Genomic DNA, 20,808 nt, shown 5'->3' with positions numbered 1-20,808 from the left:
GGGATGACGGCGGAGCGGGTCTACCGTCGCCCGCTCCGCTCCCCCGCCGACCGCAGGCGGCGCGACCTGCGGCGGTTCCTGCTGTACCTGGGCAGCGCCCTGACCACCGCCGGCGAGGCGGTCAACGAGATCGAGGACCACCTGGTGCGGGTCGCCCGCGCGTACGGCGCGCCCGACGCCCGGTGCAGCGTCGCGCCCACGTCCGTCGTCGTCGCGCTCGAGCCCGGCCGTCCGGCGACCATGGAACCGACCCGCCAGCTGCGCGGCGGCCTGCGCCTGGACCAGACGACGGCGCTCTTCGAGATCCTGAAGGCGGCCCAGCGGGGCGAACTCGACCTACGGGAGGGCAGCGAGCGGATCCGGCGGGTCCTCGACAGCGAGCCCCGCTTCGGTGGCACGGCCACCATCCTCGGCCACGTCGTACTGACCGTCGGCATCTGCCTCGTGCTCCAGCCGACGCCCGTCGACCTCGCCGTGGCCGCCGGCTTCGGCGTCCTGGTCGGGTTCCTGAAGCGCATCGGCCAGCGCTGGACGAGCACCCAGATGATCATGCCCGTCGGCGCGGCGTTCATCGTGGCGGCGACCACGTTCCTACTGTCCCGGTACGGCTGGGGCGACGCCGATGTGCGCTCGATGGTCGCGCCGCTCGTGACGTTCCTGCCCGGCGCCGCGCTCACGATGGCCGTCGTCGAGCTGTCGGCCGCCCAGATCGTGACCGGCGCCAGCCGCCTGGTCGCCGGGACGCTCCAGCTGTTCCTGCTCGCGTTCGGGATCATCGCGGCCGCGCAGGTGGTCGGCCTGCCCCCAGCCGACCGGCTGGTGGACGCGCCCGACAACCAGGTCGGCTGGTGGGCACCGTGGCTCGGCGTGCTCCTCGTCGGGATCGGCAGCTACCTCCACCACTCGGCACCCCACCGGTCGCTGCCCTGGCTGTGTCTCGTGCTCTACGTCGGGTGGATCGGGCAGTTCGTCGGCAACCTGGTCCTCGGCGGCTACCTGAGCGGGTTCGTCGGGGCGCTGGTCATGACCCCGGCGGCCTACCTGGTCGCGCGGCTGCCGTCGGGGCCGCCGGCGCTGGTGTCGTTCCTCCCGGCGTTCTGGCTCCTGGTTCCCGGCGCGCTCGGGCTGATCGGGATCACCCAGTACCTCAGCGACGACGCCGTCGCCGGTCTGCAGGACCTGTTCGGCATGGTCGGCACGATGATCGCCGTGGCACTCGGTGTGCTGTGCGGGTATCCGCTGTACCGGTCGCTCGCCCGCTTCTACGCCACCAGGTGAAGCTCGCGGCCGGTGTTGTTCAGCCGGCGCCCGCCGTCGGCGGTGACCGTGACGATGTCCTCGATGCGCACCCCGAACCGGCCGGGCAGGTAGATGCCGGGCTCGATGGAGAAGCACATGCCCGGCACCAGCGGCTGCTCCTCGCCCTCCACCAGATACGGCGGCTCGTGCGTGGTGACGCCGATGCCGTGGCCGGTGCGGTGGATGAACCGTTCGCCGTACCCGGCCTCGGTGATCACGCGGCGGGCGACCCGGTCGATGTCCTGGCACGTCACGCCCGGGCGGACCGCCTCGAACGCCGCCTGCTGCGCCCGGCGCACGATGCCGTGCACGGTGCGCACCTCCTCGCCCGGCTCGCCCACCGAGACGGTGCGGGTGGTGTCGGAGCCGTAGCCGCGCATGAGCCCGCCGAAGTCGAGCACGACCGTGTCGCCCGGCTCGATCGTGCGCGGTCCGGCCTCGTGGTGCGGGTTGGCGCCGTTCGGGCCGGAGCCCACGACCGTGAAGTCGACCTGCTCGTGACCGTACTTGCGCAGCAGCGCGGCGAGATCCGCCGCGACGTCGGTCTCGCGGCGGCCGGCGAACGGGACCGTGAGGATGTCGCCGAAGGCGCAGTCGGCCGCGGCGCCGGCGGCGGCGAGCCGGTCGAGCTCGGCTTTGTCCTTCACGGCGCGCAGCATCGGCAGGCACTCCGTCAGCCCCGCCCAGCCGTTCTCGGGCCGGATCCGTTGCAGGCCCAGCAGGTGCAGCGCCCACGTGGAGTCCGAGACGCCGAACCGGCCGCTGTCGCCCAGCAGCATGGCCGCCACGTCGTACGGGTCGTCGCCGTCCCGCCAGTCCACGATGGACAGTGCGGGCGCGCCGGCGGCGGCCTCCGCGTCGGGGCGTTCGAGCATCGGCACGACCAGCGTCGGTTCGCGGCCGACCGCGAGGACAAGCAACGTGAGCCGCTCGGTGATCGCCGTCGGCCGGTACCCGGTGAGCCACACCAGGTCCGGCCCCGGCGCGACGAGTACCCCGGCGAGTCCCGCCTGCCCCGCGTCGGCGGTGGCCCGCGCCATCCGGGCGGCGTAGTCCTTGCTGGTGAATGCCGTCATGACTGCCTCCTGTACGACGGGTCGGCGGCGACCCACTCGGCACCGGTCTGCGCCCGGTAGGCCGCCACGGCGTCCTCGATGGTCGGGAAGAAGTGCTCGGGGTCGATCGTGCGGGTCAGCTTGTAGCGGTCGATCTTTTCGCGCACCGGGTCCTTCAGCTCCGCGAACACCAGCGAGATCCCCTCGCGGTTCAGCTCCTCGTCGAGGTCCTCGAGCATGTCGGCGGCGGTCGTGTCGATGTCGGTGAGCGGCTCCGCGGCCACGAGGATCCAGCGCGGCGGCTCCTCGACCCGGGCCAGCCGCCGGATCTCCTCGCGGAACGCGCGGGCGTTCGCGAAGATCAGCGGCGCGTCGAAGCGGAACAGCACCAGGCCCGGCAGGCGCTCCGCGTCCGGGTACGACCGCAGGTCGTGGTAGCCGGCGACGCCCGCCGCCCGGCCGAGCTCGGCGTGGTACGGCCACCAGGCCCGCCGGAACACGTTGAGGACCGACAGCAGCACGGCGACCGCGATGCCCGGCAGCACGCCGAGCAGTGCCACCCCCAGGAACGCCGCCATGCACAGGCTGAACTCGACCCGCCGCTGCTTCCACAGGCGCCTGACGGCCGACAGGTCGGCCAGCGACAGCGAGGCGACGATCACCACTGCGGCGAGCGTCGGCTGCGGCAGGTTGCGCAGCAGCCCGGGCACGAGGACCAGCATCAGCAGGATGAGCACGGCGCCGACGACGCCGGTGAGCTGGGTGCGGGCGCCGGACTGCACCGCGACCGCGGTGCGGGACGCGCTGGTGCTGACCGGGAAGCCCTGGAAGAACGACACCGCGAGGTTCGCCGAGCCGATGCCGATCATCTCCTGGTTCCCGCGTACCTCCTGGCCGGCGCGGGCGGCGTACACCGACGCGTTCGAGATCGTGTCGGTCAACGACACCAGCGTGATGCCGGCCGCTCCCCCGATCAGCAGGGGCAGGTCCTCCCACGACAGCCACGGAAGCGTGAACGGCGGGAAGCCCCGTGGCAGCTCGCCCACCAGGTCGACCCCACGGTCGGCGACGTCGAACACGGCCGCCGCGGCGATGGAGACGACGACGGCGGCGAGCACCGCCGGGACCTTGGGCAGCCAGCGACGCAGGACGATCATCACGACGATGCCGGTGACGCCGATCGTGACGGCCGCCGGCACCGTCTCGCCGTCGGCCACGCCCCGGACGAACCCGGCGGCCTCGGCGATCAGCCCGTCGCCGTCGACGGAGAACCCGAACAGCTTGGGGAGCTGGCTCACCAGGATCGTCAGCGCCAACCCGTTCATGTAGCCGATCTGGGTCGGCCGCGAGAGCAGGTCGGCGACGAACCCGAACCGGCCGATGCCGGCCAGGGTCATCATCAGCCCGACCAGCAGCGCGAGCATCGCGGCGAGGGCCACCGCCCGGCCCGGGTCGCCACCGGAGCCCACGATCGGGATGATCACCGCGGCAATCATCGGTCCGAGCGAGGAGTCCGGGCCGAGAACGAGCACCCGCGACGGCCCGAACACCGCGTAGGCGAGCAGGCAGAAGATCGTCGTGTAGAGACCGGTGATCGACGGCAGCCCGGCCAGTTCCGCGTAGGCCATGCCCTGCGGGACCAGGAGCGAGGTGAGCACCACGCCCGCGACGAGGTCCCGGGGCAGCCAGGCCACCCGGTAGGTCGCCACCACGTCCAGGCCCGGGATCCACTGCCGCATGCGGCAGATCATGCGTGGCCGCCCCCGCGACCGCCTCACCCCGCGTGGACGAGCACCCGGACCCGCCGCGGAATCGCCCGTCCCGGATGAGCCCGCCACCGCCGTGCGACGGTGACGCTGGTCCGGTCCGACAGGCCCACGACAGGAGGACCGACATGGCCCAGGGACTACCGACGACCGCGAAAGCCGACCTGGAGGATCTCCTCCAGGCGATGACCGACGACGGCGGCCCGGTCAGCGAGGCGCTGGCCCGGCTGAACGCCACCGCCCTCACCGGCTCCGGGCTCGACGAACGGACGGCGCTGCTGACCCGGCTGGCGGCGCTCGTGGCGCTCGACGCGTCGCCGGCGTCCTACCTGGTGCACCTGCGGCTCGCCGAGGACGCCGGCATCGACCCGGCGACGATCAGGGCCGTGCTCGTGGAGCTCGCCCCGCTCGTCGGCACCGCCCGGATCATCTCGGCCGCCGACAAGGCGGTCCGGGCCGCGTCCAGCATCTGAACCGCCGTCCGACCGCGCGAACGCCGCGGGCCGGCCCGGATCACCGGACCGGCCCGCGGCGTCTGTACCGATCACACCTCGGCCGCGCTCTTCTCGCCGTGCAGGGCCTCCTGCAGCTCGGCCTCGGTCTCCTTCGACAGCGACGACTTGAGCACCGTGCCGCCGAACTGGGACATGGCCTCGACGGCCTTGTCCGGGGTGGACCGCTCGATGACCAGGAACAGCGCCGACGTGCCGGGCTTCACCAGGTCGCGGACCTGGTCCTGGAACTCCTTGTTGATCGCGCCCTTGGTCATCTTGCCCATCAGCGCGCCCATCCCGGCGCCGACGGCCATGCCGAAGAACGGCACGAAGAACAACAGGCCGAACAGGAAACCCCAGAACATGCCCCAGGTCGCGCCGGCGCCCACCGGGTGGTGGGTCGTGGTGACGTGGAACTTGCCCTCGCGGTCCCGGATGATCGTCGCGATCGCGTCGGGCTGGATGATGAGGTCCTTGGCCAGCCGGCGCGCCTCCAGCGACGCCGCTGTGGCAGTGGTCTCGTCGGGGTATCCGATGGCGACCAGAGTTGCCATGACGTGCACTTCCCTTCATTGCTCGTCCGGGCCACCACCGCACCGCGCGGCGGCGACTGCGCTGCGACGCCGGCCACCGCTCGGGGACAGCGGCCGGCGTCCGGCCCAGTGAGCCACGCGGCCGACCCCGCCGGCCTCATTCCGGGGGAATGAGCCCGGCACCGCGGGCCGGGCCACCGGCCGCCCCTTTCCACCCGCCACCAGGCGCCCCGACGGGCGTCGGTGCCGCTCATCCCCACCGGATGAGGCACCGACCCGCGCGGGTCGCGGAGGGTCGGGCGGTACGCCGGGACGAGGAGGACCGCATGACCTACCAGCCGGAGCAGGCACCGCAGCATCCGTCCGTCAATGCCGGCAAGCTCTGGTCCGGCGGCGCCGCCACCGCCCTCGTCGCGGCGCTGATCGCCGTCGTCGGCATCCTGCTCACCCGCGGACTGTTCGGCGTGCCCATCCTGGCGCCCAAGGGCGACGGCGTCTGGGGCGGCGCCAACACGTTCTGGTACGCCTTCGGCGCCGCCTGTGCCAGCCTGCTGGCCACCGCCCTCGTCCACGTGCTGCTGCTGACCACGCCCCGGCCGATGATGTTCTTCGCCTGGGCGATCGGGCTGGCCACGCTCGCCGGGATGCTGGCGCCGTTCATGGTCGACGCCACCCTCGCCTCGCGGATGTGCACCTCGCTGCTCAACCTCGTGCTCGGTGTGGCCACCGGAACGCTCGTGGCCAGCACGGCGAAGGCGGCCCTGCGGCCGCCGACCCCGCGGATCCGACCGGTCCCCCGCGCATACCCCTGAGGGACGCGGACGGACGCAGACGGACCCGACGACCCGCAGACGGAAAGGTGTGCGCGATGACGCGGTCCCCCGCCGTGACCGAGGAACCCGTTGCCGGGGAACGGCTGACCCGGTGGATCGGCTGGGTCGTCTTCGCCGGGCTGGTCATGCTCGCCGGCGGCGTCCTCAACGTCATGCAGGGTCTCGTGGCCCTGCTCGACGAGGAGTACTACGCCGCGACGACCGACCTGGCGATCACCATGGACTACCAGGTATGGGGCTGGCTGCTGCTCGCCTTCGGCGTGCTCGTGGCCGTCGCCGGCTACAGCCTGCTGAGCGGACGCACGTGGGCCCGCGTCGTGGCCGTCGTCGTCCTGGCCCTCGACGCCCTGGTGAACTTCATCTTCGTGGCCGGATACCCGTTCTGGAGCGTGATCGCGATCGTCCTCGACGTCATCGTGATCTATGCGCTCGTCGTGCACGGGCGCGAGGCCCGCATCATCGGGTAGGACACCATGACCACTCCCACCGTCAACCGTGAGACCACCACCGACGAGGAACTGGACCGCCTACGGCTGGAGGTGTCGACCCTCCGCGCCCGGCTGGACACCCGCAAGCGTCGCGGCGTCGTCCTGCTGGGGGTGCGCCGCGCCGCGGCCGCGGTGCTCGTCGCGGTCGCGGCGTTCGCGCTGGTCGCCAGCGTCGTCGGCGTCTGGGCGGCGAAGACCGCGTTCGACACCGACCGGTGGGTGGCGACGGTGGCACCGCTGCCCCGCGACCCGCAGGTCTCCGCCGCCATGGCCGAGTACGCGACGGCCGAGCTGTTCCGGATCCTCGACGTGGAGAACCGCGTGCGCGAGGTCCTGCCCGAGCGCGCCGGGTTCGTCGCCGGCCCGATCACCGGCCAGGTCCGCGAGGTGGTCCGTAGGACGGTGCACGACGTCCTGGTCAGCGACCGGTTCCAGCGCATCTGGGTGGAGGCCAATCGGCGGGTGCACCAGCGTGCGCTGGCGATCCTGGAGGGCACCAGCACCCTCGTCGTGGTGCGCGACGACCGCGTCGAGATCGACCTGCTGCCCCTGATCAACCAGGTGCTGCGCCAGCTCAGCGCCCAGCTGCCCACGATGTTCGGCAAACAGGTCACGCTGCCCGACCTCGGCACCAGCGCGATCCCCGAGAACCTGCGGGTGCGGATCGAGGACGCGGTCGGTGTGACGCTGCCGGCCGACTTCGCCCGGTTCACCGTCTACGACACCGGCCAGGTCGCCGCGGTGCAGGACGCGGTCCTCGCTGCGCGGCGCCAGCTCGTGCTGTTCGTCGTCGCCACGTTCGTGCTGCTGCTGGTCGCGCTCGCGATCTCCCCCGGCCGCCGGCGGACCCTGCTCCAGCTGGGTTTGTGGCTGGTCGTGGCCGCGGTGGTGGTCACGGCGGCGCTGCGGCGCGTCCGCGCGGAGCTGCTGCTCGAGGTCCCGGACGGGCTCTACCGCGACGGCGTCGACGCGGCGCTGGTGACGGTGTTCGCCGGCCTGCGCGAGCGGGGCACCCAGCTGATCTGGATCGGTGTCGTGCTGGCGCTGCTGATGTACCTCGTCGGCCCCGGCCGGTTGCCGGTGTGGCTGCGCCGCGGGGTGGTACGGGCGGCCCGCGCCACCGGCCGGGGTGCCGCGCGCGGCGGCCGGGCGACGGCCGCGCACGGGCCGGGCTGGCTCGCGGCCCACCTGGACGTGGTGCGGGTGGGCGGGATCGTCGTGGCGGTCGTGCTCGCGCTGCTCCTGTCCTCGTGGATGTCGCTGCTGGTGATCGGCGTGGTCCTGGCCGCGTTCGAGGTGCTGGTGACGCTCGCCGCCCGGCGCACCACGCCGGACGGGGCGGAGGTGCTGGAGGCGTCGGACGAGCCGCCGGCGCTCGAGGCGCCGCACCCCCCGGAGCCGCCCGAACCCGCTGAGCCACCCGAACCCGCTGAACCGCCGTCGGCCACCACCGCGGCCGCGGCCGGGTGACCCGCCCGGTGTGGGGCAACCGCCTGCGGCCGGTCCGGCTGGTACCGACCGGAACCTCGGCCGAGGAGACGGCCGCGGGCATCTACGGGATCATCGTCGGCGCCGCCGTCATGGCCGCCTCGCACGCGCCCTCGGCGGTACGCATGGTCGTGGCCGTACTCGTCACGCTGACCGTCTACTGGTCGGCCGAACGCTTCGCCCGCCTGGTCGCCGAGCGCATCCACGAGGGTCGGCGGCCCGACCGGCGGGAGGTGCTGAGGCAGCTCACCACCGGCTGGGAGCTGGTGTCGGCCTCCTGGTTCCCGCTGTTCGCCCTCGTGGTCGCGCGGCTCGCCGGCTGGTCGCTGGAGACCGCCGTGACGGTGGGGCTCGGGTGCAGCACGATGGTTCTGTGCCTGGCCGGCTGGGAGATGGGGCGGAACGGGCAGCTCACGACGCTGGAACGGCTGGTCACCGCGACCGTGGCGGGAATGTTCGGGGTCCTCATGATCGTTCTCAAGACCCTGCTGCACTGACCGGTCAGATCAGGTTCTGCTCGCGGGCCCGGACGACCGCCTCCCGGCGCCGGGTGACGTCGAGCTTGCGGTAGATCGACCGCAGGTGCGCCTTGACCGTGTTGACCGACACCCGCAGCTCGTCGGCGATCTCGGCCGCGGTCAGCACGGTCGGCAGGTAGCGCAGCACCTCCAGCTCGCGGTCGCTCAGGTCGGTCTCCGGCGCCGGCGCCGCGCCCGGCCGGGTCGGGGTCGTCTCGGCGAGCAGGTCGGCGACGAAGGCCGCGTTGTCACGCACGAGCCAGCGCTGCCGTTCCAGCAGGGTCGCCAACCGCCGGTCGCCGATGCTGAGGAACGGCCGGCGGATCCCCTCCCGCTGCGCGATGCGCACCGCGCTCGACAGCGCGTCGACCGACCGGTTGCCGTGGCCCTGCGCGTCGGCGACCAGCGCGGTGACCGTCCACGCCCAGACCGCGTTGAGGTTGCCGGGTGACGTGGCGCGGGCCCGCGCGGCGAGCGCCTCCGCCAGGTCGAGGCCGCCGAGGGCCAGCTCCGCGCGGGCCAGGCACACCGTCTCGCCGGGCAGCAGGGAGTCGGTGTGCCGGCCGTAGCGGGCCACGACCGCCTCGGCGTGCCCGGACGCCAGGTCGACCTCCGACTGGGTGAGCCGGTGCCACCGGTCCAGGGCCGGTGCCACCATCATGGGGTCGGCGTCGCGCCGCGCCCGCCGCAGCTCCGCCCGGGCCGCCTCCAGGTCACCGGTCACCACGTGCAGGCGGGCCCGGGTGAGCGAGGAGACCAGCACCTGCGCGGCCTCCGGATCGGCGCGGTGCGCCTCGACGGCCCGCCGAAGCTCCCGTTCGGCCTCGGCGACGTTGTTGTGCTCGAGCTCCACCAGCGCCAGCGCGAGCTGCCCGGCCACTGCCTGCAGCGACATGCGGACGCCCCGCCGCTCGGCGAGATCGCACGCGAGCGTCGCGTGCTCGTACGCCTCGCGCAGCGCCCCGCGCAGCACGGCGAGCAACGCCAGGTGACCGACGGCGTTGATCTCCACGAGCACCAGGCCGGCGGCCCGGGCCGCGGTGACGCCGGCCCACAGGTACCGGTCGGCGCGGTCGAGCTGACCGGTCCACAGCAGACCGACGCCCTTGTTGTTCAGCGCGATCGCCCGGTACTGCAGCAGGGCGGGCAGCTCGCCGAAGCGCAGCGACGACAGCCGCCCCAGCACCGCGGTGGTGGCCGTCACGAGGCCGGGCATGTCGCCGCGGACCCGGTTGACGACGGCCGCCTCGATGGTGAGCAGGGCGACCTCGAGCGGGAGGTCGCAGGGACCGGTGCGCTCGGCGCGCAGGTCGCGGGCCGCCGCCAGCCGGGCCGGCACGTTGGCGTAGTCGCCGGCGTGGAACAGCAGCAGCGCGTCGCACACCTGCAGCTCGGGGGTCGTCGGCAGCTCGCCACCCGGGATCTGCCGCAGCACGGCGACCAGCCCCGCCCGGTCGGCCGAGAGCATGAGCGGTACCCAGTCCACCGCCTGCCGGGCGAGGAACTCCCAGTCCCGGCCGGCGGCCGCGTGCCGCAGCGCGTCGATGACCGCGCCCTGCTCGGCGTACCAGCGGGCCGCGATCCGGTGCAGCTCCGGCAGCAGTTCCGGGGACTGGGCGGTCAGCTCGTTTCGCAGCACGTCGCGCAGGAGCGGGTGGTACCGGAACCACCGTGGGAACGAGCCGAGCCCCTGGACGAAGGCGTTCGCCCGCTCCAGCGACTCCAGGATCCGCTGGCTGTACCGCTCGCCGGTGAGCGCGGTGGCGAGGTCGGCGCAGACCTCGTCCAGGACGCTGGTGCGGGTGAGGAAGGTCCGGACGTCGGGCGGGAGGCGGGCGAGCACCTCGCGGGTCAGGTAGTCGGCGACGCCGTGGTCGCCGGCGAGGTCGTCGATCCTCCTGCCCTGCGCGAGCGAGGCGACGGCGAGCTGCAGGCCGGCGGCCCACCCCTGCGTCTCCTCGATCAGCCGGGCCACGTCGTCGTCCGACACCCGGACGTTGCGGTTGGCGAACAGCAGGGCCGCCTCGTCGGGCCGGAAGGCGAGGTCCGGGCCGCGGATCTCGGCGATCTCGCCGGAGGCCCGCAGCAGGTGCAGCCGCAGGCTGGGCTCGGTGCGGGTGACCAGGATCAGCCGCAACCGGTCCGGCGGGTACCGCAGCAGGTCGTCGAGGTCGTGGAGCACCGCCTCCGCCTCCAGGTCGTGGAAGTCGTCCAGGACGAGGACGACCCGCACCGGCAACGCGTCGAGCCCATCGAGGATCTGGTCGACGACCGCGTCGGTGACCCCGGCCGCGGGCTCCAGGTCGGCCAGCGGATGCCCGGGCTCGAACGCGCCGGCTCCGCGCAGCGCCCCGACGACGTGGGTCCAGAACATGGTCCGGTCGTTGTCGTCGGGGTGCAGGGTCAGCCAGGCGACGCGGTCGGTCGCGGTCGTGACCCACGACGCCACGGTAATGGTCTTGCCCCATCCCGGACCGGCGCACAGCAGGGTGACCGGACGGCGTGCACCGGCGTCGACCAGGTCGATCAGCCGGCGTCGCAGGACCACACCGGGTGTCAGGCGCGGGCGCGAGTGCCGCGCGGCGTTGTTGCGCTGGGCCGTCAGTGGGCGCTGGATGGGGAGCGACCGACGGTTCGGCTGGAGCCGTTCCGTGCTGTCGGCGGCAACGCCGCGGCCGGTCTCCCCGTTCACGTGGCCCCCCTGCTCCCGCGCGCGGGCGGTCGATCGGGCGACCTCGTGCCCCCGGGTTCCCCGTCCTGGATCCAACTAATTGATCAAGGTCGTTGCGTTGATCGACGGACGCTACCAAGGTCCGGGCACGAACAGAAACACCCACGCCGGAGGTGCTCCGTCGTGCGGACCCGAGCGCGACGCCGACGCGATGTCCACCAACGGCCGGTGAACATCCGTACAGCAGAGGATGTCGGGATCTCTATCCATGTGCATCATCCGCGTCGGGTGACCGACCGGTCGATCCGGAAAACGCATGGCGGCGGTTCGCTTCGACACGACCGGTCCTCGACGTGTCGCGTCATTCCCGCCGGGTGATGCGTGGCCGACCCCGTCGGGGGACGCTCACCGGGTCGCTGCACGGCATCGAAGGGCGGGCGGGAACCAATGGCCATCGGACCGGTGCAACTGATCGTGCTGGGCTTCCACGACCCCGACTTCCACGGCGAGATCGTCGCCGAGCTCGAACGCCTGCGGCTGACCGACACGATCCGGGTCATCGACGCGCTCGCCGTGTACAAGGACGCCGCCGGCGAGGTCGAGGTCGAGCACCTCAGCAACCTGACCACCGACGAGGCGGTCGAGCTCGGCAGCAAGGTCGGCGCGTTGATCGGTCTGGGCATCGCCGGCGAGGAGGGCCTGGAGGCCGGCGCCGAACTCGGCGCGAAGGCCGCCGCCGACGGGATCGAGGTCTTCCACGAGCAGGAGGCGTGGGACGTCGTGGCCGACATCCCGAACAACACCGCCGCGGCGCTGCTGCTGATCGAGCACCACTGGGCGGTGCCGCTGCGCGACGCAATCGCCCGCGCCAACGGCTTCCGGGTCAGCGACGGGTTCATCAGTCCTTTCGACCTCGTGGCGGTGGGCCTGCTCACCGCGCAGGAGGCCGAGAACCTCACGACGTTCGAGACCCGGGCGACGGCCCAGCCCGGGACCGCGAGGGAACGGAGGTGACCATGTTCAGCTCACGCAGGTTGGTCCGGCGTCGCCGTGCCGCCGTCCGGCGTACCCGTCGCCGGGTCCGCTAACGATCGAACCGGGCCGTCGCGACCGTCCGCCACCCGTCGCCGCACTGGTGACGTTCGCGGACCTCGACGGCCCGGTCGTCCACCACGATCAGACTCCACGACCGCCCCACGCCCCGCGTGCGGCGGCTCGTCGCCGTTCCGGCCACGACCTCGACGAGCCGGTGGCCGCGCCCGCCGTGCGCGAGGTCGACCGCGCGCGTCCGGGGAATGTGGACGTGCCCGGCGAGCACGAGGTCCACGCGGGCGTCGACCAGCGCGGCGACCAGGCCGGCGCGCCCGACCAGCCGGGCCGACCCGCGGACGAACGGCGGGTGGTGCAGCGCGAGCAGCCGCACCGGGCCGTGCTCCACGGCACTGGGATCGGGCGGACCCAGCGTCGCGACGACGGCGTTGGCCTGGCCACCGGTCACCCGGCCGTTCTTCCACCGCCACCGCGGCATCGAGTTCAGCCCGAGGGCCGTGACGCCCGGCAGCCGCAGCAGCGTATTGCCGTCGGTGCCGAAGGCCGCCCGGTACCGCGCGTAGGGACGCACGAACCGCGACACCACCAGGTCCAGGGGAACGTCGTGGTTGCCCGGCACGACGAGCCGCGGCTCGGGCAGCCGGGCCACGAGCTCGACGGCCCGCTCGAACTCACCCACCCGCGCCCGCATCGTGATGTCGCCGGTGACGACCGTGAGCGTGGGCCGGGCGGCCGCGACGTCGGCGGGGAGCGTGTCGACCGCGACCGGGTCGTGCGCGCCCAGGTGAAGGTCGGACACGTGGGCGATGACGACCGGAGCGGCACTCACAGGGGCGGCCGGCCCGCCGACACCGTGGTCAGGTCCGGCGCGGGCCCACCCGACGGCGGACGACCCAGCGCGACGCGGCCGAGGGCCGCCCAGTCGAGCACCGGCCGCGGCACCCGGATGCCCGGCCGCAGGCGCGGGACCCGCACGCGCAGGGCCGCCGGCCTGATGTCGCACCGCACCGGCGTCGGCATCAGGAGGGCCTCGCCGTCGACGGCGACCGGGATCATCGACCCGTCCGCGTCGATCACCACCCGGTCGGCGGTGAGCACCGTCAGCGCCGGCGACCGCAGGCCGCGCATCAGGAGCGCGGCGTCGGCCGCGCCGCGAACCGTCACCGCCACCACACCGAGCACCCCGCCGTCGAGCCGCTGCCGGCGGCCCATCCCCGCCGCGTCGGTGACGGTGTACGGGTTGTTGCTCACCAGCACCGCCCGTGGCCCGGAGACCTCCGTGCCGGCGATGCGGGCGACCAGCCGCGCGTCGCCGGAGCCGGCGAGCACGTCGGGCAGCAGGGCCAGCGCGGTGACCCCCTTGGCGTCGCGGTACGCGGGGCTCTGGACGACGGTCGCGTAGGCGCCGAACGAGGCGTTGTTGACGAACGTGCGGTCGCCCACCCGTCCCAGGTCGACCCGCAGCTCGACGCCGTCGGTGAGCGCGTCGAGGCACGCCGCCGGATCGTCGCGGTCGAGGCCCAGGTCGAGCGCGAAGTGGTTGCGGGTGCCCGCGGAGATCACCATGAAGGGCACGCCGTTCTCGGCCGCCACGCCGGCGACCAGCGCCTGCGTGCCGTCGCCGCCGGCGACGCCGAGGAGGTCCGCGCCCTCACGCACGGCCCGTTGCGCCAGGGCCACGACGTCGACCTCGCCCTCGAGCACCGCGACCTCGGCGCCGATCGCCCGGGCCCGGCCGATCAGGTCGAACCGGCCGACCTTCCCGCCACCCGAGCGCGGGTTCATGATGAGGAACGGCCGGTGGGGCGCGGGGGTCTCGAACTCCGGCTGCGTCGCCGACCCGGCCACGCCCTCGGCGCCGGCCAGGGCCCCCCGGCCCACCGCGACCGCGCCCGACCACAGTGCCGCGGTCAGCGCGACCACCCACACCATCTCGGCACGCGCGAACAGTACCGCCACCGCGAGAAGCACCACCACCGCGGCGACGCCGGACAGCCATCGCAGCACCCGCCGGTGGCTGAGGAACCACCACGTCGCGACCAGTGCCGCCGCGACGGCCGCGGCGCCGCAGGCGATCAGCAGGAGGCTGCCCCGGACACCGGCGGCCGCCAGCGGAACGGCAACCGCCGCCCCCGCCAGGAGGAAGGACAGCCGGGACAGCCACCGCTCTGTCCGGCCCGACGCGTGCGGCATCGCAACGCTCCCTTCATCGGCGTGTCACCTGTCTGTCCCCGTGTTCTCGAGGGTGCGGGGACAGGCCGGCCACGGACATCACTCGCGTTGGATGAGGCGGCCCGGCGCCCGGACGGCGACCGTCTCAGGTACAGGGGAACACCCGTCACCGCCCCATCGCGGGGAACAGGAGGATCATCGTGGCGTCGAGGCGGAACGCGCAGCCGGTCGCCGGTCCCAGCCGGCATCCGGCAGAGATGCCGTTCTTCATTTTCATGGTCGCACTGAACGTGATCATCATCGCGCTGATCCTGCAGGCGGCGATGACCCTGCCGTATCTGCCCCAACGGCTCGAGGACAGCAACTGGGCACACGTGGTACGCGGTGCGTTGATCGGCCTGCTGCTCCTGGTCCCCACGCTTGTGATCATCCGTGAGACGCAGCGGGCCGCCGTTCGCGGCACCGCGGTGCAGCTGTCGCCGCGGCAGTACAGCGACCTGTACGTGACCGCCGACGAGTTCGCCCGCAAGCTGGGCCTGCGCCGGCAGCCGCAGATCTTCCTCAGCAACGGCAACGGGGCGCTCAACGCGTTCGCGGCGCAGGCGACCGGCCACGACTACGTCGTGCTGTCGAACGAGCTGTTCGCCAACCTCTACAACGGCAACCGGGAGGGGCTGCGGTTCATCCTCGGCCACGAGCTGGGCCACATCAAGCTGCACCACGTCTCGCTGTGGTACCAGCTCGCGGTGGCCTACTCCGAGCGGATCCCGTTGCTGGGCCCGGCCCTGTCGCGGTTGCGGGAGTACTCCTGCGACCGGCACGGCGCGTACCTGTCCCCCAACGGCGCCGCCGGCCTCGTGCTGCTCGCCTCGGGCCGCTACACCGAGAACAACGTCGACATCGACGAGCTGGTGCAGCAGGGCCGGCAGCTCAAGGGCTTCTGGGTCGGCCTGGCCCAGCTGCCGCGCTCGCACCCGTTCACGGTGCGGCGGCTGGAGCGGCTGTTCGGCTACGGCCTGTTCAAGCCGTACGTGCCCAACGCCAAGCGGTCCGGCGCCCGGACCCACGCCTGACGGGTCATCACCGGGTACCGCCCCCGCGGGGGCGGTACCGCGTCTCAGGTCGCGGCCATCGAGGGGACCGAGCCGCGACGGGCGGCCTCCGCGAGCTGGGCGTGGTCGCGTTCGGTCCGGTCGGCGTACCGCTCGGCGAACTCCGCCAGCGCCAGGTCGAACGTCTCGTCGTCGCCGATGTAGGCGGCGATCGCGAACCGGTCACCGGTGCGGGCGTGCGCGCGGGCGAGCGTCCAGCCGCACAGCTCGCCGTAGAGGCGCAGGGTCGGCGGGTCCATCTCCTCCGGGACCGCCGCGCCCTTCCAGTCCCGCAGCTGCCGCACGTAGAAGTCGCGCCGGCGGCCGTCGAACCCGTCGGCGCTGTGCCAGCCGAGGAAGATGTCGCCCACCGCCTGCATCAGGTGCTGACCGGCGACCACCCGCTGGCCGTCGTGCCGGTGGCGCAGCAGCGGCCCGAAGTCGGCGACGTACGGGACGAGCACCGACGGCTGCGCCTCCTTGACCTGCAGCAGCAGCGGGTCGTTGTCGTCGCGTCCGCGCATCAGCACGACCCAGCACCGGGTACCGACGCCGCCGACACCGACGACCTCGCGGGCCACGTCGACGAACTCGAACGCGTCGAACAGGTAGCGCCGCTCGGCCGGGAGGCTGCGCCGGTAGTGCTCCATCAGCTCCCGCACGTGGTCGACGATGCGCCCGCGGTCGGCGTCGGGCAGCAGGTCGCGCAGCGGCACGATCAACGGCGGATCGGCGACGATGCGCCGCCGCCCGTCGACCACGGCGGTCAGCTTGGCGGCGGACTGCGTGTGGTCGTGGGTGCGGACCGTCGCCTGTGCCCGGCTGGACCGGCGCCGGCGCGCCGCCGACAGCTGGGCGGCGAGCAGCGGCCCGAGCTCGGCGAGGTCGGCGTGCGCGTACCAGACGGCGAGCTCACCCATCTCCGCGAAGGCCGCCATCGCCTGCCGGTAGCCGCCGACCGCGGCGGCGACGATGTCACCGCGTTCGCCGCGTCCGACACCGTTGCCACGCGCCGCGACCGCGACGCTGGTCGCCAGCCGCTTCACGTCCCACTCCCAGGGGCCGGGGGTGGTCTCGTCGAAGTCGTTGATGTCGAAGACCAGGTGCCGCTCGGGTGAGCCGAACGCGCCGAAGTTCGACAGGTGGGCGTCGCCGCACAGCTGCGTCACGACGCCGGAGGTGGGTGTGCCCGCGAGGTCGGCAGCCATGATCGCGGCCGCACCGCGGAAGAACGCGAACGGTGACATCAGCATCCGGGCGTACCGGATGGGCACGAGGTCGGCGACCCGGGTCTGCGCCTGCGCGGCGAGCACCGCGACAGGGTCGGGCCGGTCGTCGGCGGGCAGCCAGTCGGCGTGGCCGGACAGCGGCACGCGGTCACGCGCCGCCCGTCCCAGCTCTCCGCTGGCCACAGGATCGCGGCGTACACGGGCGGCGGGAAGGTCGGTGACAGACACCGTTCCAGCAGACCGCGACGGCCCCGCCGGGCGCTTCATCCCGCACAGGTGAGGGCGCCGCATCAGCACAAGGTCACCAGCTCCGGACGACCCGTACATGACCGCGACAAGTCGTCACGCACAGTCAACTACCCGATACGTGCGATGCGGCAATCATCCGCATCCCGGAAGGCTCTCGGCTAGACCGGCCTTCCCAATTCTCCGCCGGGGGGTTCCCATGACCATCGATCTGCCTGTGCGAAGTCCGCTGCGAACATCCCCGCCCGACGACGACCCCGTGCTCGCATCGAGGTTCGCGGTCCCGGAACCACCGCGGTTCATGGTCCCCCGGCCACGGCTGCTCGCCCCCGACGACTCGGGACGTGTCACGGTGGTGACCGGCCCGGCGGGGAGCGGCAAGACCCAGCTGGCGGCGTCGTGGGTCCTCGGTGGACGGATGGCCGACCACGCCGTCTGGATCACCATGGAGGACGAGGAGCACTCGTCCCGCATGTTCTGGACCTACGTGGTCGAAGGGCTCCGCCGGGCCGGTCTGGCGCTACCGACCCTCGACGTCCCGGGACCCGCGACCCCGGTGAACCGCTCGTTCCTCATCCGGCTGGCCGCCGGGCTATCCGAGGTTCGCGGGTCGGTGGCGCTGGTCCTCGACGGGGTCTCCTCGCTCAGCGACCCGCAGTGGGCCGCCGACCTCGACTTCGTCGTCCGCCACGCCGGCCCGGGCCTGCGCCTGGTCCTCGTCGGCCGGTGGGAGCCGCCGCTGCCGATGCACCGGTACCGCCTCGACGGGACCCTGACCGAGGTGCGCAGCGGCGACCTGGCGTTCACCCGCGAGGAGGCCGCGGACCTGCTCGACATGCACGGCATCAGCCTCAACGCGCCGGCCCTCGGGTCGCTCATGGACCAGACCGAGGGGTGGGCGGCCGGTCTGCGGCTGTTCGCCCTCGCCCTGCGGGGGCGTGCCGACGCCGACGCCGTGGTCGACCGGATCACCGGCGAGGAGGCGACCATCGCCGAGTACTTCACCGTCGAGGTCCTCCGCACGCTGCCCGACGAGGTACGCCGGTTCCTGCTGGACACCAGCATCCTCGACACGTTCACCCCGGACCTGGCGCAGGCGCTGACCGGCCGCGCCGACGCGGCCGACATCCTCGCCGAGCTCGAACGCGAGAACGCGTTCGTCGGGCCGGCCGGCGGGTACGCGACCGCCTACCGGTACCACCGGCTGTTCGCCGAGCTTCTCCGGGCGCGGCTGACCCGGACCGAACCCGACCGGATCGCCCCGCTGCACCGCCGCGCCGCGCAGTGGTTCGCCGAGCACGGCGGCGTCGTCGACGCCGTCACCCACGCCATCCAGGCCGACGACTGGCGGACGGCCGCCGCGACGGTCGTGGCTCATCACGCGGTCGGAACGTTGCTGGTCGAGGGGCGAGCAGGACTCCTCGGCGCGCTGCTCGACAACATGCCGCCGGGCCTGGACTCCCCGGAGGCGGCGATCGCGTACGCGGCACTGGCCGTGTCCGACGGGCAGACCGACGCGTGCGCGGCGCACCTGTCCCGCGCCGAGGACATGATCGTCGCGCAGGGCTTCCCGACCACCGGGCCGCTGGCACTGGCCGCCAGCGTCGTCGAGGTGCGGCTGGCCGACGCGCGGCGCGACCCCGCGCGGGTGATGGAGCACGCCGCGGTCGCCGAGGCGCTCCTGGCCGCCACCCCAGCCGACACCGCGGGCTGGCACGCGGGCCTGCGCACCCTGGTGCTCGCGGCCAAGGGCAACGCGCAGAGCTGGGTCGGCGACCTCGACGCCGCGGTGCCCACGCTCTTCGCGGCCGTCGCGTCGGCCGGCGCCGGCTTCGAGGGGCCGAAGATCGCCTGTCTGCAGCACCTCGCGCTCATCCGCATGTACCAGGGCCGGCTCAGCGACGCCGACCGGCTGGCGCACCAGGCGATCGACCTGGCCGACCGGTGCGGCCTGGCGGCCCACCGCCGTCCCGTGGCGGCCGCGGTCACGCTGGCGTGGGTCGCGGTGGAGCGGTACGACATCGAGTCGGCCGGGCACCACTTCCGCGTCGCCGACCCGCGCAACGGCGGAGCCGACGGGCTCGCGCCGGTGGCGTACGCGCTGGCGAAGTCCCGGCGGCTGCAGTCGCGGGGCGAGCTGCGGGGCGCCATGCAGGCCCTGCGCGACCTCGACGAGGTCGACGGCCCGCCCCCGCCGCCGTGGTTGCAGCGGGAGGCCACGCTGGCCCGCGCCCGGCTGCACATCCTCATGGGTCACCCCGACGACGGTCTCGCGATGATCCGCGCACTCCCGGCGCCCGACGAACCCGACGCGGCCGTCGTACGGGCCGCCGCGATGCTGGCCCGCGGCGAGGCCGCGGGCGCCGCGCTGGCCGTCGGTCCGGTCACCGAGGCGAAAGGCGTCCGGACGCCCGTCGCCGTGGACGCCTGGCTCCTGCTGGCCACCGTCGCGGTGCACACCGGCGACCTGGGCCGGTCGCGGGTCGCGCTGCGCACCGCCCTGCGGCTGGCCGCTCCCGAGGGTCACCGCCGCGCCGTATACCAGGTCTGGGCGCAGCTGCGCCGCGGCCTGCGCGACGACCCCGAGCTGGCGGAGCCCTACCGGGCGCTGACCGGCGACCCCGCCTCCGCGGCGCCGGCACGGGCCCGGTCGGCGGCCGACCCGAACCAGCTGGTCATCGTCGAACCGCTCAGCAAGCGGGAGATGGAGGTGCTCGGTGGGATGGCCGCGATGCTGCCGACGGAGGAGATCGCCGCGTCGATGTACGTGTCGGTCAACACCGTCAAGACGCACGTGCGCAGCATCCTGCGCAAGCTGTGCGCGTCCCGTCGCAACGAAGCGGTGCGCCGGGCCCGTGCGCTCGGCCTGATCTGACCGGGGGCAGCCGATGACAGAGCTGGAGGCGCTCCGCCAGGAGCGCGACGACCTCGCCCGCAGGGTCGAGGCGCTGCGGCGCGACCGCGCCGCGCTCGGGCGCAAGCTGCGCGCCGAGGCCGACCTGCGCCCGTGGCAGGTGGAGCTGCTGCGGCTGCAGGCGCACCTCGAGGTCAACCGGATGCGCATGATCGTGCTCTTCGAGGGCCGCGACGCCTCCGGCAAGGGTGGCGCGATCCGCCGCGTCACCCGGTTCATGAACGCCAAGCACTACCGGGTGGTGGCGCTCGGCCGGCCGACCGACGAGCAGCGGTCGCAGTGGTACTTCCAGCGCTACGTCGGCCACTTCCCCAGTGGCGGCGAGATGGTGCTCTTCGACCGCAGCTGGTACAACCGCGCGATGGTGGAGCCCGTCCTGGGGTTCTGCACCCCGCGCGAGTACCGCGACTTCATGCGCGGCGTCACCGCGTTCGAACGCGACCTGGTCCGGCAGGGCACGGTGTTCGTGAAGCTGTACTTCAGCGTGACCCGCGAGGAGCAGGCCCGCCGCTTCGCCCGGCGCCGGGAGGACCCGCTGCGGCAGTGGAAGCTCAGCGAGGTCGACCTGCAGGCCCAGCACCGGTGGGACGACTTCACCCAGTACAAGTACGACATGATCCGCCGGACCAGCACGCGGGCCGCACCCTGGCTGGTCGTGCGCTCCAACGACAAGCAGCGGGCGCGGCTGAACGCGATGAAGGTGATCCTGAACGCGGTCGACTACAAGGAACGCAGCACGGAGCTGGACTTCACCCCCGACCCGGCCGTCGTGCTGCCGGGTGCACAGGAGGTCGCGTTGATGGAGGCCGAACGCCGTCACCTCGGCCGGTTCGCCGGCTGAGCGACCCTGGACGATCTATTCCAAGGGCCCGGATCATGAGCGGGTGGGAGGTTATCAACATCAACAAGCGTCTTTGATGTTGATAACCTCCCACCCACCAGCGCCGGATGATCGATTCCC

General features: G+C 73.3%; 17 protein-coding genes. 10 read left to right on the top strand and 7 right to left on the bottom strand.

Annotation, left to right across the window (positions count from 1 at the left end):
- The first annotated feature begins 3 nt into the window (after nt 1-3).
- Nucleotides 4-1,278: a threonine/serine exporter family protein gene (locus Voc01_RS37770; protein ID WP_203932468.1), complete on the top strand. Its 1,275-nt coding sequence runs from the start codon at nt 4-6 to the stop codon at nt 1,276-1,278.
- On the opposite strand, the gene Voc01_RS37765 is transcribed toward Voc01_RS37770, so the two are convergent.
- Both Voc01_RS37765 and Voc01_RS37760 read right to left on the bottom strand, forming a co-directional pair.
- Complete coding sequence (locus Voc01_RS37765) at nt 1,263-2,375, bottom strand: aminopeptidase P family protein (RefSeq protein ID WP_203932467.1); 1,113 nt, start codon at nt 2,373-2,375, stop codon at nt 1,263-1,265. The genes Voc01_RS37770 and Voc01_RS37765 overlap by 16 nt on opposite strands.
- Nucleotides 2,372-4,093 (bottom strand): SulP family inorganic anion transporter, encoded by a 1,722-nt coding sequence (locus Voc01_RS37760; RefSeq protein WP_239160783.1) that lies wholly within the window; start codon nt 4,091-4,093, stop codon nt 2,372-2,374. The genes Voc01_RS37765 and Voc01_RS37760 overlap by 4 nt, the downstream gene beginning before the upstream one ends.
- 155 nt (nt 4,094-4,248) lie before the next feature.
- Here Voc01_RS37760 and Voc01_RS37755 point away from each other — a divergent pair, with 155 nt between their 5' ends.
- Nucleotides 4,249-4,593, top strand: a complete 345-nt coding sequence (locus Voc01_RS37755; RefSeq protein ID WP_239160782.1) for a carboxymuconolactone decarboxylase family protein — start codon at nt 4,249-4,251, stop codon at nt 4,591-4,593.
- Between the two features lie 71 nt (nt 4,594-4,664).
- Here the strand turns inward: Voc01_RS37755 and Voc01_RS37750 are convergent, their stop codons facing one another.
- On the bottom strand, nt 4,665-5,168 hold the full coding sequence (locus Voc01_RS37750; RefSeq protein ID WP_203932465.1) for a DUF1269 domain-containing protein: 504 nt from the start codon (nt 5,166-5,168) through the stop codon (nt 4,665-4,667).
- Between the two features lie 242 nt (nt 5,169-5,410).
- Between Voc01_RS37750 and Voc01_RS37745 the strand changes: the two genes are divergently transcribed.
- The 4 genes from Voc01_RS37745 to Voc01_RS37730 are packed head-to-tail and all read left to right on the top strand — an operon-like array spanning nt 5,411 to nt 8,453.
- On the top strand, nt 5,411-5,959 hold the full coding sequence (locus Voc01_RS37745; RefSeq protein ID WP_239160781.1) for a DUF6069 family protein: 549 nt from the start codon (nt 5,411-5,413) through the stop codon (nt 5,957-5,959).
- A gap of 56 nt (nt 5,960-6,015) precedes the next feature.
- Nucleotides 6,016-6,447: a DUF7144 family membrane protein gene (locus Voc01_RS37740; protein ID WP_203932464.1), complete on the top strand. Its 432-nt coding sequence runs from the start codon at nt 6,016-6,018 to the stop codon at nt 6,445-6,447.
- Between the two features lie 6 nt (nt 6,448-6,453).
- Nucleotides 6,454-7,938: a hypothetical protein gene (locus Voc01_RS37735; RefSeq protein ID WP_203932463.1), complete on the top strand. Its 1,485-nt coding sequence runs from the start codon at nt 6,454-6,456 to the stop codon at nt 7,936-7,938.
- Complete coding sequence (locus tag Voc01_RS37730; RefSeq protein ID WP_239160780.1) at nt 7,935-8,453, top strand: hypothetical protein; 519 nt, start codon at nt 7,935-7,937, stop codon at nt 8,451-8,453. Before Voc01_RS37735 ends, Voc01_RS37730 begins: the two co-directional genes overlap by 4 nt.
- A gap of 4 nt (nt 8,454-8,457) precedes the next feature.
- Here Voc01_RS37730 and Voc01_RS37725 read toward each other — a convergent pair whose 3' ends face one another.
- Nucleotides 8,458-11,166, bottom strand: coding sequence for a winged helix-turn-helix domain-containing protein (locus tag Voc01_RS37725; RefSeq protein WP_203932462.1), 2,709 nt, complete (start codon nt 11,164-11,166; stop codon nt 8,458-8,460).
- A 441-nt stretch (nt 11,167-11,607) separates the two neighbouring features.
- On the opposite strand from Voc01_RS37725, the gene Voc01_RS37720 reads away from it, so the two are divergent.
- Nucleotides 11,608-12,159, top strand: a complete 552-nt coding sequence (locus Voc01_RS37720) for a hypothetical protein (RefSeq protein WP_239160779.1) — start codon at nt 11,608-11,610, stop codon at nt 12,157-12,159.
- 70 nt (nt 12,160-12,229) lie between these two features.
- On the opposite strand, the gene Voc01_RS37715 is transcribed toward Voc01_RS37720, so the two are convergent.
- Both Voc01_RS37715 and Voc01_RS37710 read right to left on the bottom strand, forming a co-directional pair.
- Nucleotides 12,230-12,994: a metallophosphoesterase family protein gene (locus Voc01_RS37715; protein ID WP_239160778.1), complete on the bottom strand. Its 765-nt coding sequence runs from the start codon at nt 12,992-12,994 to the stop codon at nt 12,230-12,232.
- Nucleotides 12,995-13,020: 26 nt separating this feature from the next.
- On the bottom strand, nt 13,021-14,388 hold the full coding sequence (locus Voc01_RS37710) for a diacylglycerol/lipid kinase family protein (RefSeq protein WP_203932460.1): 1,368 nt from the start codon (nt 14,386-14,388) through the stop codon (nt 13,021-13,023).
- Nucleotides 14,389-14,642: 254 nt separating this feature from the next.
- Here Voc01_RS37710 and Voc01_RS37705 point away from each other — a divergent pair, with 254 nt between their 5' ends.
- A complete protein-coding gene (locus Voc01_RS37705) occupies nt 14,643-15,440 on the top strand; it encodes a M48 family metallopeptidase (protein ID WP_239160777.1) in 798 nt (265 codons plus the stop codon).
- 44 nt (nt 15,441-15,484) lie between these two features.
- On the opposite strand, the gene Voc01_RS37700 is transcribed toward Voc01_RS37705, so the two are convergent.
- Nucleotides 15,485-16,915, bottom strand: a complete 1,431-nt coding sequence (locus tag Voc01_RS37700) for a DUF2252 domain-containing protein (RefSeq protein WP_239160776.1) — start codon at nt 16,913-16,915, stop codon at nt 15,485-15,487.
- A gap of 217 nt (nt 16,916-17,132) precedes the next feature.
- Here Voc01_RS37700 and Voc01_RS37695 point away from each other — a divergent pair, with 217 nt between their 5' ends.
- Together Voc01_RS37695 and ppk2 are read left to right on the top strand one after the other, a co-directional pair.
- Nucleotides 17,133-19,808 carry a winged helix-turn-helix domain-containing protein gene (locus Voc01_RS37695; protein ID WP_203932459.1) on the top strand — a complete coding sequence of 892 codons (2,676 nt, stop codon included), beginning with the start codon at nt 17,133-17,135 and terminating at the stop codon, nt 19,806-19,808.
- A gap of 13 nt (nt 19,809-19,821) precedes the next feature.
- Nucleotides 19,822-20,688 carry a polyphosphate kinase 2 gene (gene ppk2 / locus Voc01_RS37690; RefSeq protein ID WP_203932458.1) on the top strand — a complete coding sequence of 289 codons (867 nt, stop codon included), beginning with the start codon at nt 19,822-19,824 and terminating at the stop codon, nt 20,686-20,688.
- The last annotated feature ends 120 nt before the right edge of the window (nt 20,689-20,808 follow it).

The sequence above is a fragment of the Virgisporangium ochraceum genome (genome assembly GCF_016863655.1).
Classification (GTDB): Bacteria; Actinomycetota; Actinomycetes; order Mycobacteriales; family Micromonosporaceae; genus Virgisporangium; species Virgisporangium ochraceum.
Note: the sequence above shows the minus strand (reverse complement) of the source record. Positions and strands in the feature narration are given on the sequence as shown.

What these genes read in the sequence shown, in the direction of transcription:
- Voc01_RS37770 (WP_203932468.1), top strand. Translation starts at nt 4, where the DNA reads ATGACGGCGGAGCGGGTCTACCGTCGCCCGCTCCGCTCCCCCGCCGAC.
- Voc01_RS37765 (WP_203932467.1), bottom strand. Translation starts at nt 2,375, where the DNA reads ATGACGGCATTCACCAGCAAGGACTACGCCGCCCGGATGGCGCGGGCC.
- Voc01_RS37760 (WP_239160783.1), bottom strand. Translation starts at nt 4,093, where the DNA reads ATGCGGCAGTGGATCCCGGGCCTGGACGTGGTGGCGACCTACCGGGTG.
- Voc01_RS37755 (WP_239160782.1), top strand. Translation starts at nt 4,249, where the DNA reads ATGGCCCAGGGACTACCGACGACCGCGAAAGCCGACCTGGAGGATCTC.
- Voc01_RS37750 (WP_203932465.1), bottom strand. Translation starts at nt 5,168, where the DNA reads ATGGCAACTCTGGTCGCCATCGGATACCCCGACGAGACCACTGCCACA.
- Voc01_RS37745 (WP_239160781.1), top strand. Translation starts at nt 5,411, where the DNA reads ATGAGGCACCGACCCGCGCGGGTCGCGGAGGGTCGGGCGGTACGCCGG.
- Voc01_RS37740 (WP_203932464.1), top strand. Translation starts at nt 6,016, where the DNA reads ATGACGCGGTCCCCCGCCGTGACCGAGGAACCCGTTGCCGGGGAACGG.
- Voc01_RS37735 (WP_203932463.1), top strand. Translation starts at nt 6,454, where the DNA reads ATGACCACTCCCACCGTCAACCGTGAGACCACCACCGACGAGGAACTG.
- Voc01_RS37710 (WP_203932460.1), bottom strand. Translation starts at nt 14,388, where the DNA reads ATGCCGCACGCGTCGGGCCGGACAGAGCGGTGGCTGTCCCGGCTGTCC.
- Voc01_RS37705 (WP_239160777.1), top strand. Translation starts at nt 14,643, where the DNA reads ATGGTCGCACTGAACGTGATCATCATCGCGCTGATCCTGCAGGCGGCG.
- Voc01_RS37695 (WP_203932459.1), top strand. Translation starts at nt 17,133, where the DNA reads ATGACCATCGATCTGCCTGTGCGAAGTCCGCTGCGAACATCCCCGCCC.
- ppk2 (WP_203932458.1), top strand. Translation starts at nt 19,822, where the DNA reads ATGACAGAGCTGGAGGCGCTCCGCCAGGAGCGCGACGACCTCGCCCGC.